Annotated in this window: 16 protein-coding genes; 5 read left to right on the forward strand and 11 right to left on the reverse strand. The window is 71.2% G+C overall.

The window, feature by feature from the left end; genetic code table 11:
• Window positions 1-65 precede the first annotated feature (65 nt).
• Both ENE75_RS14195 and ENE75_RS14200 read right to left on the reverse strand, forming a co-directional pair.
• Window positions 66-1,367, reverse strand: a complete 1,302-nt coding sequence (locus tag ENE75_RS14195; protein WP_128198971.1) for a TRAP transporter large permease — start codon at window positions 1,365-1,367, stop codon at window positions 66-68.
• 2 nt (window positions 1,368-1,369) lie between these two features.
• On the reverse strand, window positions 1,370-1,927 hold the full coding sequence (locus ENE75_RS14200; protein ID WP_128198972.1) for a TRAP transporter small permease: 558 nt from the start codon (window positions 1,925-1,927) through the stop codon (window positions 1,370-1,372).
• A 350-nt stretch (window positions 1,928-2,277) separates the two neighbouring features.
• Between ENE75_RS14200 and ENE75_RS14205 the strand changes: the two genes are divergently transcribed.
• The gene (locus ENE75_RS14205) at window positions 2,278-3,414 is read left to right on the forward strand and encodes an alanine racemase (protein WP_158288950.1); all 1,137 of its coding nucleotides are present in this window, start codon (window positions 2,278-2,280) and stop codon (window positions 3,412-3,414) included.
• A gap of 15 nt (window positions 3,415-3,429) precedes the next feature.
• Here ENE75_RS14205 and ENE75_RS25725 read toward each other — a convergent pair whose 3' ends face one another.
• From ENE75_RS25725 to yghU, 4 genes are all read right to left on the reverse strand, one after another.
• Window positions 3,430-4,956 (reverse strand): methyl-accepting chemotaxis protein, encoded by a 1,527-nt coding sequence (locus ENE75_RS25725; RefSeq protein WP_128198974.1) that lies wholly within the window; start codon window positions 4,954-4,956, stop codon window positions 3,430-3,432.
• Window positions 4,957-4,989: 33 nt separating this feature from the next.
• Complete coding sequence (locus ENE75_RS14215; RefSeq protein ID WP_199232304.1) at window positions 4,990-5,409, reverse strand: cache domain-containing protein; 420 nt, start codon at window positions 5,407-5,409, stop codon at window positions 4,990-4,992.
• 221 nt (window positions 5,410-5,630) lie between these two features.
• A complete protein-coding gene (locus tag ENE75_RS14220; RefSeq protein ID WP_128198975.1) occupies window positions 5,631-6,266 on the reverse strand; it encodes a glutathione S-transferase family protein in 636 nt (211 codons plus the stop codon).
• On the reverse strand, window positions 6,263-7,159 hold the full coding sequence (yghU, locus tag ENE75_RS14225) for a glutathione-dependent disulfide-bond oxidoreductase (protein ID WP_128198976.1): 897 nt from the start codon (window positions 7,157-7,159) through the stop codon (window positions 6,263-6,265). Before yghU ends, ENE75_RS14220 begins: the two co-directional genes overlap by 4 nt.
• A gap of 38 nt (window positions 7,160-7,197) precedes the next feature.
• On the opposite strand from yghU, the gene ENE75_RS14230 reads away from it, so the two are divergent.
• Window positions 7,198-7,947, forward strand: a complete 750-nt coding sequence (locus tag ENE75_RS14230) for a hypothetical protein (RefSeq protein WP_128198977.1) — start codon at window positions 7,198-7,200, stop codon at window positions 7,945-7,947.
• Between the two features lie 22 nt (window positions 7,948-7,969).
• Here the strand turns inward: ENE75_RS14230 and ENE75_RS14235 are convergent, their stop codons facing one another.
• The gene (locus ENE75_RS14235) at window positions 7,970-8,947 is read right to left on the reverse strand and encodes an inositol monophosphatase family protein (protein ID WP_128198978.1); all 978 of its coding nucleotides are present in this window, start codon (window positions 8,945-8,947) and stop codon (window positions 7,970-7,972) included.
• Window positions 8,948-9,078: 131 nt separating this feature from the next.
• Here ENE75_RS14235 and ENE75_RS14240 point away from each other — a divergent pair, with 131 nt between their 5' ends.
• Window positions 9,079-9,828, forward strand: a complete 750-nt coding sequence (locus tag ENE75_RS14240; protein ID WP_128198979.1) for an RNA methyltransferase — start codon at window positions 9,079-9,081, stop codon at window positions 9,826-9,828.
• A 22-nt stretch (window positions 9,829-9,850) separates the two neighbouring features.
• Window positions 9,851-10,630 (forward strand): serine O-acetyltransferase, encoded by a 780-nt coding sequence (cysE, locus tag ENE75_RS14245; RefSeq protein WP_128198980.1) that lies wholly within the window; start codon window positions 9,851-9,853, stop codon window positions 10,628-10,630.
• On the opposite strand, the gene ENE75_RS14250 is transcribed toward cysE, so the two are convergent.
• Entirely contained in the window at window positions 10,623-11,003 is a 381-nt protein-coding gene (locus ENE75_RS14250; protein ID WP_128198981.1) for a carboxymuconolactone decarboxylase family protein, read from the reverse strand. The two genes, cysE and ENE75_RS14250, sit on opposite strands and share 8 nt — an antisense overlap.
• 92 nt (window positions 11,004-11,095) lie before the next feature.
• Here ENE75_RS14250 and ENE75_RS14255 point away from each other — a divergent pair, with 92 nt between their 5' ends.
• Window positions 11,096-11,599 carry a GlcG/HbpS family heme-binding protein gene (locus ENE75_RS14255; protein WP_128198982.1) on the forward strand — a complete coding sequence of 168 codons (504 nt, stop codon included), beginning with the start codon at window positions 11,096-11,098 and terminating at the stop codon, window positions 11,597-11,599.
• Between the two features lie 10 nt (window positions 11,600-11,609).
• Here the strand turns inward: ENE75_RS14255 and ENE75_RS14260 are convergent, their stop codons facing one another.
• The 3 genes from ENE75_RS14260 to ENE75_RS14275 form a co-directional block, all read right to left on the reverse strand.
• The gene (locus tag ENE75_RS14260) at window positions 11,610-12,548 is read right to left on the reverse strand and encodes a M14 family metallopeptidase (protein ID WP_128198983.1); all 939 of its coding nucleotides are present in this window, start codon (window positions 12,546-12,548) and stop codon (window positions 11,610-11,612) included.
• 107 nt (window positions 12,549-12,655) lie between these two features.
• On the reverse strand, window positions 12,656-14,116 hold the full coding sequence (locus tag ENE75_RS24865; RefSeq protein ID WP_158288951.1) for a caspase family protein: 1,461 nt from the start codon (window positions 14,114-14,116) through the stop codon (window positions 12,656-12,658).
• On the reverse strand, window positions 14,113-16,032 hold the full coding sequence (locus ENE75_RS14275; protein WP_128198984.1) for a caspase family protein: 1,920 nt from the start codon (window positions 16,030-16,032) through the stop codon (window positions 14,113-14,115). The genes ENE75_RS24865 and ENE75_RS14275 overlap by 4 nt, the downstream gene beginning before the upstream one ends.
• Window positions 16,033-16,090 lie beyond the last annotated feature (58 nt).

A 16,090-nucleotide genomic window follows, 5' to 3' on the forward strand; every position in this document is an offset into this window, starting at 1 on the left:
GCGCGCGGTCGCGGCCCTGCCAAGGGCACGATCCGGCGGACGGTGGGAGAGGTCAGGGCAGGCCGTCACTTCAGCACCGAAGGCAGCCACAGGGTCAGGGTGGGGAAGGCCACGAGCACCGCCAGGCGCACGACGTCGGCCGCCAGGAAAGGCAGGATGCCCTTGTAGATCGTCTGCAGCGGGATGTCGCGGCGCATCCCGTTGAGCACCATGACGTTGATGCCGATGGGCGGCATGATCATGCCGATCTCGATGACGATCACGTTGATGATCCCCCACCAGACCAGGTCGTAGCCCAGGTGCTGGATGATGGGGATCACGAACGGCAGCGTGATGATCATGGCCGCCACTTCGTCGAAGAAGGCGCCCAGCACCACGTACAGCAGCAGCAGCAGGGCGATGATGCCGAAAGCCGGCAGGCCGGTGTCGCCGATCACCTGCACCAGCATCGCCGGAGCGTCGGTGACGGTCATGAAGTACGAGAAGATGGTCGCGCCGAAGACCATCACGTAGATCATTGCGGTGGACGTGGCCGCCGACACCAGCACCGAAGCCAGCGTCTTCCAGGCCAGGCCCTTGCGCGCCATCAGGAAGACGAACGAGATCACGACGCCGACGGCCGCGGCCTCGTTGACCGTGAACACGCCGGCGTAGATGCCGCCGAGCACCACCACCGCCAGCAGCACCACGCCCCAGCCCTTGCGGAGCGCGTGCAGCCTCTCGCGCACACCGAGGCGCTGGAAGCCGGTGGCCGCACCGGGGTTCAAGGTCACCGTGAGCCAGACGGCTGCGGCATACAGGGCCACTGCCAGCACTGCGGGCACCACCGCCGCCGTGAACAGGTCGACGACGAACTGCTCGGTCAGGATGGCGTAGAGCACCATGATGGCCGACGGCGGCACGATGATGCCCAGCGTGCCCCCGGCGGCCACGGCACCGGAGGCCAGGCTCGGCGCATAACCGCGCTCCAGCATCTCCGGCAGTGCCACGCGGCCGAACGTGGCGGTGGTGGCAATGCCGGAACCGCACACCGCCCCGAAGCCGCCGCAGCCCAGCACCGTGGCCGTGGCCAGGCCGCCGCGCCGGTGGCCGAAGAAGGCGTGCGCGATGTTGTAGATGTCGTTGGCCAACCCGGCCGAGGCCGCCAGGTTGCCCATCAGCATGAACAGCGGGATGACGGCGAGGTCCAGGTTGGTCAGCGTGGCCGCGGGTTCGGAGGCCAGCAGCGACAGCGCCGGCGCCCAGTCGGCCACCATGGCAAAGCCGCCCACGCCGACGAAGGCCATCGCGATGCCGATGGGCACGTGCAGGAAGATCAGCACCAGCATGAGGCCGAAACCGAGCGCCGCGATCGTGATCGGGTCCATGGTCAGAGCGCTCCGTCGGCTTCGTCGCCATCCACGGCCGCAGCCGGGCCGATGGGGGAACGGTCAGGCCAGATCAGCCGGGTGATGTCGGTCAGGGCCACCATCGCCTGCGTCAGCACAGCCACGCAGAACAGGGCCGTCGCAGCCCACCACCAGGGCCCGACCGGCCACTTCAGCACCCAGGTCTTCTGCCCGGACGCCGTGATCGACTCGGCATAGGGCACGAAGCGCCAGGTCAGCAGTACGAAGAACAACAGCGTGGCGGCGCTGGCGAAGCAGTCCAGGCCGATGCGCAGCCGTCCGCCCAGCGTCTCGCCCAGCACTTCGATGGCGATGTTTTGCTTGGTGAGCAGTGCATTGGGCATGCAGGCCGCGATCACGACGGCCATCAGCACGGCATAGACGTCGTTGACGCCCTGCAACGGGTAGTCCACCAGCGCCCGCAGGGCGATGTCGGCCACGACCAGCAGCGACAGGACCAGCAGGCCGGCGAGGCCGACCAGCGCCAGGGCGTGGGCGACGCGCTCGGTCGAGCGGTGGAGTGTGGCCAGCAGGGTCATGGCTTCACCGGCGAACCCGGCGCGTCACGCCCAACGCACGTCAGCGGGGCCTTGACCGCCACGACAAGCGGCTGCTGTCTCCATGGATGTGTTTTCATAATCTCGAATAACGAGATTTAAGATGATTTGACTGACCTGCGTCAACCCGGATCAACCACCGGGGCGGTTGTCCGGCGGCACAGGTTGCTGATTTCAGACGGATTGTCCGACTGAAATTCTGGATGCTGGCGTGCCGCTCGGCGACAGAGAAAACCCGTGGCGGGGCGGGTGGGGCGGCATCCCGCTCTCGACGGCCGTCGCCGCGACAATGGCGGCCTACCCCGTTTCATGGATCCAGCCCGGGAGTCCGGATGCCCGCCCTGCACGACCTGCCCACCCCCAGCCTGGTACTCGACCGACCGCGCCTGCAGCGCAACATCGACCGCATGGCCGACCGCTGCGCCGAACTCGGCATCTGGCTCCGACCCCATCTGAAGACGCCCAAGAGCATCGACGTGGCACGCCTGCTGATGGCGCGCCAGGCGCGCGGCATCACGGTGTCCACGCTGGCCGAGGCGGAGTACTTCGCCCGCCATGGCCTGCACGATCAGTTCTACGCCGTGCCGCTGGCGGCCGACAAGATCGGGCGCATCGCGGCGCTGGTGCGCGGCGGCACCACCGTCCTGTGCGTGGCGCACGATGCCGACGCGGTGCCGGCCTACGCCGCGCGCGCTGCCGCCGAAGGCATCGTGCTGCCGCTGGTGATCGACGTCGACGTGGACCACCATCGCAGCGGCATCGCCGCCGGCGACCCGGCCTTCCCGGCGATGGCGCGGGCCATCAATGCGGCGCCGTCGCTGGCACTGCGCGGGATCATGGTCTACGCCGGCGCCAGCTACGACGCGCCGGACACCGACGCCATCGCCGCGCTGGCCGAGCGCATCCGCGCCGGCGGCGTCGCCGCGCGCGACCTGTTGCATCGCGAGGGGCTGCCCTGCGACATGGTCAGCTACGGCTCCAGCCCCGGCACCTTCTTCGCGCGTTCACTCGACGGGCTCAGCGAGAGCCGGGCCGGTGTCTACCCGTTCCAGGACCTGTTCCAGGCCGGCCTCGGCGCCTGCGCGGTGGACGACATCGCGCTGAGCGTGCTCACGCAGGTCACGGGCCGCCAGCCGGCGCTGAACCGGTTCTTCGTCGATGCCGGCGGCCTGGCCCTGAGCAAGGACCGCTCGACCGCCGGGCACGCGTTCGACGCCGGCTACGGCCTGGTGTGCGACGAGGATGGCATCCCGATCGGCGACCTCATCGTCAGCGCGGCCAGCCAGGAGATCGGCACCGTGACGTCACGGCAGGGCGCCACGCTCGACATGGCCGCCTTCCCGCCCGGACGCCGGCTGCGTATCCTGCCCAACCACAGCTGCTTCACGGCGGCGGCCTACGAGCGCTACAACGTCGTCGACGGCGGCCACGAGGTGACCGCCGTCTGGGACCGCGTCAACGGCTGGTAGACGCCAGGCGCCGCCTCACGCGGTGGCGTCGATCCGGAACCGCGCCACGACGCCACCGAGCTGCTGCGCCTGGGCCCTGAGACTCTCGGCCGCGGCTGCCGACTGCTCGACGAGTGCCGCGTTCTGCTGTGTCATGCGGTCCAGGTCGCTCACGGCCGTGTTGACCTCGCCGATGCCGGTGCGCTGCTCGCTGGCCGCACCACTGATCTCGCCGATCACGCTGCTGACGCGCTGCACGCTGGCCACGATCTCCTGCATCGTGCGGCCGGCCTCGTCGACACGGCGGTGGCCGTCCTCCACCTTCTCCACGCTGGCCTGGATCAGCTGCTTGATCTCGCGGGCGGCTTCGGCACTGCGGCCGGCCAGCGACCGGACCTCGGAGGCGACCACGGCAAAACCGCGGCCCTGTTCCCCGGCGCGGGCGGCCTCGACCGCGGCGTTCAGGGCCAGGATGTTGGTCTGGAAGGCGATGCCGTCGATCACCGAGATGATGTCGGCGATGCGGCCGCTGGCGCTGCGGATCTCCTCCATCGTGGCCACGACCTCGGACACCATCTGACCACCGCGCTGCGCCACCTCGGCGGCGCTGCCGGCCAGCTGGTTGGCGGTCTGCGCGCTGTCGGCGGTGGTGCCGACGTTGCCGGTGAGCTGCTCGATGCTGGAAGCCGTCTGCTGCAGGCTGCTGGCGGTCTGCTCGGTGCGGCTGGAGAGGTCCTGGTTGCCCGCGGCGATCTCGCTGGACGCCGTGGCAATGTGGTCGGAGGCCTGGCGCACGGTCAGTAGCGACGCGCGCAGGTCCTGCACCATGCGGTCCATGGCGCGCATCAAGTCGCCGATCTCGTCCGGATCGGTCGCACCGGACTGCACGCTCAGGTTGCCCCCGGCCACGGCCTCGGTGACGGCCGCAGCGCGGCGCACCTGGCCGACGACCCGCTGGCGGGTGTGCCAGGCGAAGCCCATGGCGCCGCCCATGGCCAGCAGCAGCAGTGCCCCGAAGCCCGCTTCCATCGTCGTGCGCCGGGCCGCGGCCTCGGTGTCATGGACTGACGCGCCCGCCTGCGCCTGTTCGCTCAGGGCCGCCAGGGTGGCGACGATCTTGCCGTAGGTGTCCTCGGCGGCACGCATGGCGCCGGCACCGACGTTGGGGTCCATGCCGGACAGGTCGATGGCCTTCTTGCACTGCTGCGCATAGGTGGTCAGCAGCGCGCCCAGGGCTTCTCGCTCGGCATCGGGTGTGCCGTCGAGCGTGGCCAGCGTAGTGCCGACAGCGTCGATCGACTGGACGACAGCGTCGCGGACCTGCTGGACCTCGGCCTCTTCCATCGACGCGATCAGCGTCAGCGTGCGGAACACGTCACCGCGCGCCTGGCTCAGCGCCGTGCGTGTCTGCCCGACGGTCTCGACCGTGGCCACCGCGGCGGTGCTGGCTTCGCGTGCCGAGGCGATCGCCTGGTTGTCGATCGCCACGTAGGCGCCGGCACTCACCAGCGCCACCACGGAAGCCACCAGCGGTGGCAGGAGCAAACGGGCGCCGAGCTTCATGGCGAGCCTTCTCTGTCCGGGGCCGGGAAACGCTTACTTGTAGACGCCGCCGCAGACGGCAGTCTCGCCAAACTTCTCGCAGTACATGCTCTTCGGTTCGATCTTCTTGGACACCGGGTTGGAGAACTTGTAGTCCTGCCAGAAGCCGCCGGGGTTGGCCTTGGCCAGCGCCACGCGCTCCTTGACGAAGTACTTGCCGTCGATGTCGGTCAGGTCGATCAGGTCCTTGCCGACCTGCTTGGCGTTGGCCCCGTGCGCCAGGCACTTGCAGTCCAGGCCGTACACGACCAGGTAGAGGTCGTCCTTGCGGAACTGGCCTTCCTTGTTGCTGATCTCGGTGTAGCCCTTCTCGGTGCCATTGGCCTTGAGGAAGGCGATGCCGCTCTTGACCATGGCGATGGCCTCGTCCTTGGTGGCGGCGGCCTGGCTGAGGGGGTGGCGAGCACGGCGCACAGCGCGGCGGCCATCAGGGTGGTGGATTTCATCGGGCACTCCAGCGGTGGTGCATCCCGGCGGTGGCCCCGCCGCGGCGAGGGGCGCGATGCGCCCCACGCCCAGCGCCTTTGGCCCATTGCGGTGCTTCCTGATGCGCGGATGTGGTGCGTGTGGCCCTAACCGCCAACTCCGTCACGATGCGCCTGACCGTGGCCAACCGCGCGGCCGTGCAGCGCGGCTCAGCCTGCCATCGAGGGCCGGGCCGCCAGCGCTGCACGCCAGCGCAGCAGGTGCGGGTGGCGTGCCTCGTCGGGCTTGACCTTGACGATGCGCGCGAAGTCCACCGCCACCACCGCGGTGATGTCGGCCACGCTGAAGAAACCGCCGGCCACGTAGGCGCGATCGGCCAGGCGCGCGTCCAGCGCCGCCATGAACCGCTGCAGCCGCTGTAGGCCGCGTTCGGCCAGCGCCGGGATCTGCGCGTAGTCCACCGGGCCCGGCAGGGCACGGCCCGCCATCGCCGGCGAGGTGTTGCGCAGCGCCTCGGCCACGGCCATCAGGCCCTCGAACTCGGCGCGCCAGTGCCAGTGCGCCACCTCGGCCTTCTCCAGCGGCGTGCGGCCCAGCAGCGGCGGCTCGGGCTGGAAGGCTTCCGCCCAGGCAATGATGGCGGCGTTGTCGGTCAGCACCACGCCCTCGTCGGTGACCAGCGCCGGCACCGTGCACTGCGGGTTCACGGCGCGGAAGCTCTCGGAGAACTGCTCGCCGGCGCGCAGGTCGACGGGCACGGTGGTGTGCGCGATGCCCTTCTCGGCCAGCAGGATGCGCGCGCGGCGCGGGCTGGGTGCGGTGGCGCAGTCGTAGAGCGTGATCATGCTGGCTTGCCCCCTGCCACCGCTGCCGCGGCCATCTTGTCCTGCGTGCGCAGATCGAAGTCGCTGGCGTCGTGGCGCTCGTGCAGCTGGTGCTCCAGCGGGCCGTTCAGGCGGTTGACCATGCGCCCGCGCTGCGCCGCGGGGCGCGCCGCGATGCGGTCGGCCCAGGCCACCAGGTGCGTGTAGGTGTGCACCTGCAGGAACTCGCCGGCGCCGTAGATCAGCCCCTTGGCCAGCGCGCCGTACCAGGGCCAGATCGCGATGTCGGCGATGGTGTAGTGCTCGCCGGCGATGTAGGGCGTCTGCGCCAGGCGCTTGTCCAGCACGTCCATCTGGCGCTTGACCTCCATCGCGAAGCGGTCGATGGGGTAGCGCCACTTGGCCGGCGCGTAGGCGTAGAAGTGGCCGAAGCCGCCGCCCAGGTAGGGCGCGCTGCCCATCTGCCAGAACAGCCACGACAGGCACTCGGCGCGCGCCGCCGGCTCGCTGGGCAGCAGGGCGCCGAACTTCTCGGCGAGGTAGAGCAGGATGGCGCCCGATTCGAACACGCGGATCGGCTGCGGCCCGCTGCGGTCCAGCAGCGCGGGGATCTTGCTGTTGGGGTTGACGGCGACGAAGCCGCTGCCGAACTGGTCACCGTCGCCGATGCGGATCGGCCAGGCGTCGTATTCGGCACCGGTGTGGCCCAGGGCCAGCAGTTCCTCCAGCATCACCGTGACCTTGACGCCATTGGGCGTGGCCAGCGAGTACAGCTGCAGCGGGTGGCGGCCGACTGGCAGCTCGCGCTCGTGCGTGGCGCCGGATGTGGGCCGGTTGATGTTGGCAAACTGGCCGCCGTTGGCTTCGGGCGGGGTCCAGACGGCGGGCGGGGTGTAGTCGGAGGTGTCGCTCATCGGGCCATTGTGGGCCGAAGCCGGCTAACCTGCAGGGCATGGCTGCCGTGCCCGAAACGACGCCGCCCGCGCCCCGCCTGGGCGCGGTGCACGAACGCCGCCTGCGCGCGCTGTGGCGCTCCGCCGGCTGGCCCTGCCACGACGTGGTGGAGGCCGAGCTGCTGCTGGCCGGCGCGTTGCAGCGCAGCCGCGACGACGCGGGCCGCGAGACGCTGCGCCTCACGGACGCCGGCCTGGCCCTGATCGCCGCGGCGGTGCAGCGGAACCGCCGGGCCCGCGACCGCCACGAGGCCCTGGTGGGCCGCGTGGCGCGCGAGATGCAGCGCAGCGGCCGCGTGGTCTGGCGCGGTTTGTCGCTGCGCGCGCCGCCACAACCGGGTACGGCCGAAGAACGCGCCGGCTGGGCCATGGCCATGCCCGACGTCTTCTCGATCCGCCACACCACGGTGGAGGACTACGTGGAACCGGTGGTGCACGAGATCAAGGTGCGCCGCGCCGACCTGCTGAGCGACTTGCGCAAGGCGCCCAAGCGAGAGGCCTACCGCGCCATCGCCAGCCAGTGCTGGTACGTGCTGCAGGCCGGCATCGGCACGGCCGAGGAGATCCCGGCCGAATACGGTGTGATGCTGGCGCACGGGGAGGCCGACGCGGCGGAACTCGAGGTGCTGCGCCCGGCGCCGAAGCGGCCGATGCGCCTGCCTTTCATCACCTGGATGGCGCTGGCGCGGGCCACGGCCGAGCCGCCGCTGGACGACGACGCGCAGCCGGATCTCGGCCCGGCCGTCTGACCGGCGGGGTCGGATCGTTCGATCAGAACGGCGCCGCGTCGTCCGGCGTCACGTCCGCCTTGCGGATGCGCACGGTCTTGCGCGCAGGTGCCGGGGCTGCAGAGGCGTCGACGAAGGCCTGCGTGGCCGCATCGGCCGCCGGTGCCGCCGCCAGCGCCGCCGCCGCGGTGGCGATCGGGCCTTCCGGCTCCGACAGCACCCGCGTGTACGGGGCCAGGATCTTCACCAGCTGGCCGTAGACCTTCGGGTTGCCGGCCACCAGCTCGCGCTGGTAGAGGTAGTCGGATTCGCCGGTGAAGTTGCCCACCAGGCCGCCGGCCTCGGTGATGATCAGCGCGCCGGCGGCGGCGTCCCAGGGGCTCAGGCCCATCTCGAAGAAGCCGTCGTACCAGCCCGCGGCCACGTAGCACAGGTCCAGCGCCGCGGCGCCCGGCCGGCGCAGGCCGGCGCAGGACTGCATGACCTCCTCGAACATCTTCACGTAGCGCTTGAAGTTGTCGCCCTTGCGGAACGGGAAGCCGGTGCCCACCAGGGCGTCGCCCAGCCGCGTGCGCTTGGACACGCGCAGGCGCCGGTCGTTGAGGAAGGCGCCGCGGCCGCGGCTGGCGTAGAAGAGGTCGTTGCGCGTGGGGTCGTAGACCACCGCCTGCTGCGTCACGCCACGGTGCTGCAGCGCGATGCTCACCGCGTAGACCGGAAAGCCGTGCAGGAAGTTGGTGGTGCCATCCAGCGGATCGATGATCCAGAGGAACTCGCTGGTCTTGTTGCCGCGCTCGCGGCCGGTTTCCTCGGCCAGGATGCCGTGGCTGGGGAAGGCCTCGAGCAGGATGTCGATGATGGCCTGCTCGGCCGCGCGGTCGACGTCGGAGACGAAGTCGTTGGGGCCCTTGCGGCCCACCTTCAGCACGTCCAGGTCCAGCGCGCCCCGGTTGATGATCGCCCCGGCGGCACGCGCGGCCTTGATGGCGATGTTGAGCATGGGGTGCAGCGATTGCGACATGGGTGTCCTGTGAACCGGAGGAACGAGGTGGGCGGCGACGGGGGAAAAGAGCGCGCGCAGCGACAATGCGCTCCGCGGAAACCCTGATTCTAGCGAGCGTGCGCGACATCCAAGGCCCCCGATTCGTGCTGATGCACACGAGCCACGCCGGCAACGTGGGCGCGGCCGCGCGCGCGATCAAGGTCATGGGCTTCGGCGACCTGGTGCTGGTGGCGCCACGCTTCGTCGACGTGCTGTCGCACGAGGAGGCCGTGGCCTTCGCCAGCGGCGCGGCCGACGTGCTCACGCGCGCCCGCGTCGTGCCCACGCTGTCCGACGCGCTGGACGGCATCACCCACGCGCTGGCCACGGCGATGACGCCACGCGACTTCGGGCCGCCGACGTTCGCGCCGCGGGACCACTTTGCAGTACTTGCGCCGCGGCTGGCCGCCGAGGGCGGCCGCGTGGCCTTCGTCTTCGGCGGCGAGCGCCACGGCCTGGCCAACGCCGATGTCTGGCGCTGCCACGGCTGCCTGAGCATCCCCACCGCGCCGGACTACGGCTCGCTGAACCTGGCGCAGGCGGTGCAGCTGATCGCCTACGAGTGGCGTCAGGCGCTGGGCGCATTTGCGGTCGAGCCGCGCACGGCGCCGCCGGCCGTGGCCGACATGCGGGCCGTGGACGGCGCGCTGGCGCACTGGCAGGCGGTGCTGGAACGCATCGGCTTCCTGGACCCGGCGGCACCGAAGAAGCTGATGCCGCGCCTGCAGCAGCTGCTCAACCGCGCCGGACTGCGCGAGGAGGAACTGCACATCCTGCGCGGCATCGCGCGGGCCGTGGAGGGCGCCGTGCGCACCGACAGTGCCCACAGCGCTGATGGCGCCGTCAGCAAGGATCGCTGAGCGTCGCTACACTGGGATCGCCATGTTCCAGCACCTCCGAGACGACATCGCCTGCATCCTCGAGCGGGACCCCGCTGCGCGGTCGCGCTGGGAGGTGCTGACCTGTTATCCGGGCCTGCACGCGCTGGTCATGCACCGCTGGGCCAACGCCGCGTGGCGGCGTGGCTGGCGCTGGCTGGGCCGCTTCATCTCGCACCTGGCGCGCTTCTTCACCGGCATCGAGATCCACCCGGGCGCCACCATCGGCCGCCGCGTGTTCATCGACCACGGCATGGGGGTGGTGGTGGGCGAGACGGCCGAGATCGGCGACGAGTGCACGATCTACCAGGGTGTCACGCTCGGCGGGACGTCGCTGGAGAAGGGCGCCAAGCGCCATCCGACGCTGGGCCGCGGCGTGATCGTCGGCGCCAACGCCCAGGTGCTGGGCGGCTTCACGGTGGGCGACGGCGCCCGTGTGGGCTCCAACGCCGTGGTCGTCAAGCCGGTACCGCCGGGTGCCACGGCCGTCGGCAATCCGGCGCGCGTGATCCACGCCGAGGGCGACGCGCAGCGCGAGGCCGCGGCCGCGAAGATGGGCTTCTCGGCCTACGGTGTCACCCAGGGCGACGACCCGGTGGCGCAGGCCATGAAGGGCCTGATCGACAACGCCTCCGGCCACGAGCACCAGATCGCGCTGCTGTGGGCGGCGATCGAGAAGCTCTCGGCGCGTTCGCGCGAACTGCCGGCCGGCGACTGCGTGCCGCAGGACGCGCACACCACCGAGACCTTCGACGCCGAACGGCTGAACCGGCTCGTCAAGTAGAGGTCCGCACGGCGGCGGCGGCCTCGGCAGACTGGCCGCCGTACTCCTCGTAGGCGTCCAGCGCGTGGGCGGCGTACATCAGCGCCGGCCCGCCGCCCATGTAGACGCACATGCCGAGCATCTCCTCGAACTCGGCGCGCGTGCAGCCGGCCTTCACCAGCGCATCGGCGTGGAAGCCCAGGCAGGGGTCGCAGCGCGCGGCCACCGACAGCGCCATCGCGATCAGTTCCTTGGTCTTGGTGTCCAGCGCACCCGGTTTCGTGGCGGCCTGTGCCAGCGCCGAGAAGCCGCGGGTGGTCTCCGGAATGTCGGCGCGCAGCTTCACCAGGGAACGCGAGACGTTCGCGGTGATCTCCTTGTAGACCTTGTCCATGCCTGTGTCACACTCAACAATCAGTGATGACTGATATTTCACCCCAGGCTCGCGCCGCCCGGCTTGAGCCGCATCAATTTAAGGAGACCCTCATGCGACGCATTTCTGCCCTGACGCCCCTGCTGCTGTGTGGCCTGCTCGCGGCCCAGCCCGCCGCGGCCCAGGACGCCACCTACAGCGTGCGCATGATGACCCCCGAGGCGGCGCAGAAGGCGGCCAAGGCGGCGCTGGAGGCCTGCCGCAAGGCCGGTTACCAGGTGGCGGTGGCGGTGGTCGACCGCGCCGGCCTGCCGTTGGTGATGCTGCGCGACCGCTTTGCCGGCCCGCACGCGCCCGGTGTGGCCACCGACAAGGCCTGGACCGCGCTGACCTTCAAGACCGACACCACCGAGTTGACCAAGGTGACGGGGCCGGGCATGCCGCAGTCCGGCCTGCGCGGCGTCGACCGCGTCACCGCGTTCGGCGGCGGGATGATGATCCAGGCCGGCGGCTCGCTGTACGGTGCCATCGGCGTCTCGGGCGCGCCCGGGGGCGATGCCGACGATGCCTGTGCCAAGGCCGGCATCGAAGCGATCCAGATCGACCTGGAGATGTGACGCGGCGGCGTCAGTCGATCGGCCGCGCCAGGTAGACGCCTTCGCGGCCGACGATGGGCTCGCGCGTGGGCATCAGCACCGTGCAGTGGTCGCACATGGCCCGCACCTCGCGCGTGCCGTCGGTGGCGATGAGTTCGCCCTCGTCAAAGGTCTCGAAACCGACCAGCGGCCGCTCAAAGCGGAACGACGGGTCCTGCACCACCCAGGTCTGCAGCAGCTCGAAGCGCCGGGTCGGTGCCTGCACGGCCGACCATTCGCGCTCGATGAGGCCGAAGTGGGCCAGGAAGTCCAGGGTGACCTCGACCGCCAGTTCTCCGGTCTCGCGCCGGAAGTGCTGGCCGCATTCGGCCACCAGGGCCACGCCGTGGTGGGCGTCGGTGCCGTGGGCGCCGTGCTGGATCAGCGGTGTGCCCGAACCCAGGCCCTGCGGCATCACCAGGTGCACCGCCGGGCGGCCGATGGTGCGTGCCGCGGCACCGTTGCGGGCGTAGGCCGGATAGACCCAGAACGGCTGCACGTCCTGTGAGGTGGAGTGGAGGTCGAGGATGTGGTCGGCCGCGGCCACCACCGGGCGCAGCTCGCGCGCGCGCCGCAGCTCCGGGCTGTCCTCGTCGCCGTCGAGCCACGCGCTGGACCAGATGCGGTTCATGTTGTGCACCAGCTGCCGGCTGTCGAACGGGCGCGCGGGGTCGAAGCTCTGGTAGGCCGCGACGTTGGCGAAGCTCACCGTCAACGTGCCGATCCGCGGGCGGATGCCTTCGTCCAGCAGGTGGGTTGCCGCCACCATGCCGCAGAACTCGTTGCCGTGCGTCAGCGCATTGACCAGCACGTGCGGGCCGGGCTGGCCGCTGTCGAAGCGGTGCACCCAGTCGATGCCGGTGTTGCCGCGACGGTAGGGTTCCAGATCGCGGGGCTGGAGTTCGAGCGGGACGTCGGCAGGAGCGTTCATCGCCCGATCGTATCGGCTGGGCCGCGTGACGCGTATCGGCTCGGCGACGGCACGCGCGGTGACCAATGCCATCGTCGTTTCGCCACGCTCCACCCGCCTTGGAGGCCTCACCGCACTTCGTGGACGTCGAGCGTGGTCGCCCCGAAGGCGGTGTCGGCCAGCAGGCGCTGCAGGCGTCGGCGACCGTCGCCGTCGTCCTGCGCCTGCGTGAAAGGCCCGGCCGGGGCGCCCGCCAGCAGGGCGAGGTCGCGCGGCCGGTCGGTCACCGCCACCAGCAGGCGGTTGGTGCCCGGCGGCCCGCCGGCCACCAGCCGCCAGGCCGGGCGCGGCAGCACCAGGGTCTGCCCGGCGCCGATGCGGTGCTGGCCGTCGAGCGCGTTCGGGAACAGCAGCGTGGTGTGGCCGTCGCTGCCGGCCATGGCGATGTAGACATAACCGGCGTGGCTCGAGGTCACGGCCAGCGACAGCGCGTCGCTGCCGATCTTCAGTTGCGCGCGTTCGGCGCGCACGCTCACCTGGCGCTGGCTGTCGGCCTGGGCGGCGATCTGGGCCAGCATTGCCGGGGCCGTCATTGGCACGGGCACCGGCATGGCGACTGGCGACGGTGGCGACCCGTCTGGCGCTGCGGGTGGTGCGGGCGGTGCAGGCGGTGCAGGCGGCGCGCTGCCCCGAAAACCGGCCGGCACGAAGGCGCGGTTGCCGGAGATGGTCAGGTGGTGCGGCAGCAGCCCGGGCTGGCCGGCCAGCGCCTGTTCCACGTGGCGCTGCGCGCAGGCCACCAGTTCGTCGGCCGACACCGCGCCGCTGCCGTCGGTGTCGCGTGCATCGCCCTCGAAGCACTGGCGCAGGGCCACGGTGGCCAGGCCGCCCCGGTCGGCGTGGTCGAAGCTCACTTCGTCGGGCCGCGCGCTGGCGATGTGCACCACGTCGGCCTCGCCCAGCCCCGCCTCGACGGCGGCCGAGACCAGGCTGCGGCTGCGCAGGTTGCTCGGCAGGCTGCACTGCGCCGGCACGCCGGCGTTCCTGGCGCGCCACGGGCCGATCGAGCGCTGCGCCGTGGCGCCGCCGGAATGGCAGGCGTCGTAGACCACGAACAGCTTGCCGGCCATGTCGCCCACCGGCTTGAGCAGGCGGGCGAACTCGGTGTGCGAGAAGTCCTGCAGGTCGTGCGGGATCAGCGTCTCCACACAGGCGCCCGCCTGGGTGTCGAAGTAGCGCGAACCGTGGCCCGACCAGTAGACGAAGACGCGGTCGCCCGGCTTCACGCGGGCGCGCAAGGTCTGCAGGGCCTGCAGCACGCCTTGGCGCGTGGCAGCGTCGTCCTGCAGCACGAGCGTCTGCGAGGCCGGCACGCCCATGCGCTCGGCCATGGCGCGGGCGCTGACCATGTCGTGCACCACGCCGCCCAGTGCCGGCACCGGCCGCGCGGGGTCGGCGACGTAGTGGCCCACGCCGATGATCAGGGCGTGACGGTCGCTGCGCGGTGCGTCGGTGCTGTCCGTGGCCGCGCGTGCCGCCAGCGAGACGACGATGCCGGCGATCGCGACCAGCGGCCAGCGCCGTTTCACCGCCGTGCCTCGGCGGTGGCCGTGTCGCGCAGGCGCTCGAAGGTCCAGAGTTCGCGCCGCGTGCGCTGCTCCAGGCGGCCGTCGACACGCTCGTCGAGGTCCATGGCCACCCACATGCCGAAGGCCGGGGCCCACCACAGCGTCACGTCCCACCACAGCGTGTAGCGGGCACCGTCGTCGCGCTGCGTGTCGCCCTGGGCGCGCACCTCGATGCGGAAGGCCTCGAAGGTGCCGGCCGGCACCTCCACGTTCTCGCGCCCGGCCACCTTCAGCGTGCCGGTGAAGACGCTGCGCGAGGTGCGGCCCTGGCTGTCGCGCTGCTCGCGCACGCCGCTGACGTCGCGCTTGTAGCCCAGGTGCATGCCGGTGTCGATCAACTGGAGCGGCGGCTTCCACTCCATCCAGGTGCCGCGCGCCGGGTCGCTGGCGGCGATCGGCAGGCCCAGCGACGTCAGCCGCACGGCGCCGCCGCCGATCAGGATGTCGCCGTCGTCTGCGAAGCCGGTGATGCGCCAGAGCTGGCGTCCGCTGGTCATGCCGGTGAGGCGGTCCACGGTGCGGAAGTTGTACCAGTCGCCGACCTGGAAACCATGGATGTTTCGACGTGGCACGTCGACCGGCTCCGGGGGCTGCACTGGCAGAGCTGCGGCGGTCAGGCCACCGGTCGGGCCTGCCGCCGGGCGCGCACCCTCTGCGGCCGCCAGGGCCTGCAGGCGGGCCAGGGTGTCGCCGGTGTCGGCACCGTCGCGCCCGGGTGGTGCGGCCAGCAGCGACGCCGTTGCAGCATCCACCAATGGCAGCGGCGATGCCGCTGTGGTTGGGGCCAGCACCGCGCTGGCCGGTACGGTGGCGACCGCCGGCGCCAGCTCGGCCGTAGACAGCGCAGCCGGTGAAGGTGCTGGCACAGTGGCCGCCTGCAGCACCGTCAGCCGGGCCTGCGCATCCGCGGCATGACGGCCCTGCGGAAAGCGCGTGAGGTAGGCCTGTACCACCGCGGCCTCGTCGGCGTCGCGCACGGTGGCCCACAGGGCATCGTCCAGTGCGGCCAGTGGGTCCGGTGCAGGTGGGGCGGACTCGGCCACCGGTGCAGGCACCGCCGCGGCCACCGGCGGATGGAAGTAGAAGTCGCCCTCCAGCGAGGTGCTTTCCCACGGAATCTGCAAGCCGCTGGAGTCCCGCCGCACCTGGGTGCGCACCTGCTTGAACACCTCTTCCACCTTCCGGCCGGGTTCGGCCAGGGCCTGCAGCAGGTGGCGGGTGTACAGGCCGTTGTCGCTGGCGCCGTCGCTGGCCACAGCGCCCGGGCTGGTGGCGAAGGCCACCAGCGTGCCCACCGGTGCGTCCACCGGGGCCAGGCCCTGGGTGCTGGAGCGGAAACTGCGCGCAAAGGGGTTGTTGCGGCAGGCGTCCAGGATCACGAGGTTGGTGCCGTTGGCGGCGCTGTCCATCTTGTCCAGCACCGCCTGCACGTCCAGCGACTGGTAGGCCACCTCGTCCTCGCGCTGGATATCCGCGCCGACCGGGATCAGGTAGTTGCGGCCCTTGATCTGCATGCCGTGGCCGGCGTAGTAGAAGAGGCCGGTGCCGCCGCCGCGCAGTTGCTGGCCGAACTCGCGCAGGGCCGTCAGCATGGTGCGCTGGTCGGCGTCGGTGTGCAGCATGACCTCGAAGCCGGCACCCTGCAGTGCCTGCGCCATGGCACGGGCGTCGTTGACCGGGTTCTGCAGGGGTGCGTCACGGTAGGCGGCGTTGCCGATGACCAGGGCCAGGCGTTTGCCCTGGGTGGCCGCTGGCGCGGCCGGTTGCACGACGAGGTTGCGGCTGGTGCTGGCGGCCTGCGGCGGGGCGGGGAAGCCGGCCAGCAGCGCAGCGACGAGCAGGCTGGGCAGGGCGGGCAGAGCGGAATGGCGGCGCATCGGCCCTTCATCGGCCGTGCCCGGCGGAACTTGAGGCCAGGGAGTACCCGGCGCGTCG

It is taken from the genome of Rubrivivax albus (assembly GCF_004016515.1).
In the GTDB taxonomy this organism is placed as follows: Bacteria; Pseudomonadota; Gammaproteobacteria; order Burkholderiales; family Burkholderiaceae_C; genus Rubrivivax; species Rubrivivax albus.

What these genes read in the sequence shown, in the direction of transcription:
- ENE75_RS14195 (WP_128198971.1), bottom strand. Translation starts at nt 1,367, where the DNA reads ATGGACCCGATCACGATCGCGGCGCTCGGTTTCGGCCTCATGCTGGTG.
- ENE75_RS14200 (WP_128198972.1), bottom strand. Translation starts at nt 1,927, where the DNA reads ATGACCCTGCTGGCCACACTCCACCGCTCGACCGAGCGCGTCGCCCAC.
- ENE75_RS14205 (WP_158288950.1), top strand. Translation starts at nt 2,278, where the DNA reads ATGCCCGCCCTGCACGACCTGCCCACCCCCAGCCTGGTACTCGACCGA.
- ENE75_RS25725 (WP_128198974.1), bottom strand. Translation starts at nt 4,956, where the DNA reads ATGAAGCTCGGCGCCCGTTTGCTCCTGCCACCGCTGGTGGCTTCCGTG.
- ENE75_RS14220 (WP_128198975.1), bottom strand. Translation starts at nt 6,266, where the DNA reads ATGATCACGCTCTACGACTGCGCCACCGCACCCAGCCCGCGCCGCGCG.
- yghU (WP_128198976.1), bottom strand. Translation starts at nt 7,159, where the DNA reads ATGAGCGACACCTCCGACTACACCCCGCCCGCCGTCTGGACCCCGCCC.
- ENE75_RS14230 (WP_128198977.1), top strand. Translation starts at nt 7,198, where the DNA reads ATGGCTGCCGTGCCCGAAACGACGCCGCCCGCGCCCCGCCTGGGCGCG.
- ENE75_RS14235 (WP_128198978.1), bottom strand. Translation starts at nt 8,947, where the DNA reads ATGTCGCAATCGCTGCACCCCATGCTCAACATCGCCATCAAGGCCGCG.
- ENE75_RS14240 (WP_128198979.1), top strand. Translation starts at nt 9,079, where the DNA reads ATGCACACGAGCCACGCCGGCAACGTGGGCGCGGCCGCGCGCGCGATC.
- cysE (WP_128198980.1), top strand. Translation starts at nt 9,851, where the DNA reads ATGTTCCAGCACCTCCGAGACGACATCGCCTGCATCCTCGAGCGGGAC.
- ENE75_RS14250 (WP_128198981.1), bottom strand. Translation starts at nt 11,003, where the DNA reads ATGGACAAGGTCTACAAGGAGATCACCGCGAACGTCTCGCGTTCCCTG.
- ENE75_RS14255 (WP_128198982.1), top strand. Translation starts at nt 11,096, where the DNA reads ATGCGACGCATTTCTGCCCTGACGCCCCTGCTGCTGTGTGGCCTGCTC.
- ENE75_RS14260 (WP_128198983.1), bottom strand. Translation starts at nt 12,548, where the DNA reads ATGAACGCTCCTGCCGACGTCCCGCTCGAACTCCAGCCCCGCGATCTG.
- ENE75_RS14275 (WP_128198984.1), bottom strand. Translation starts at nt 16,032, where the DNA reads ATGCGCCGCCATTCCGCTCTGCCCGCCCTGCCCAGCCTGCTCGTCGCT.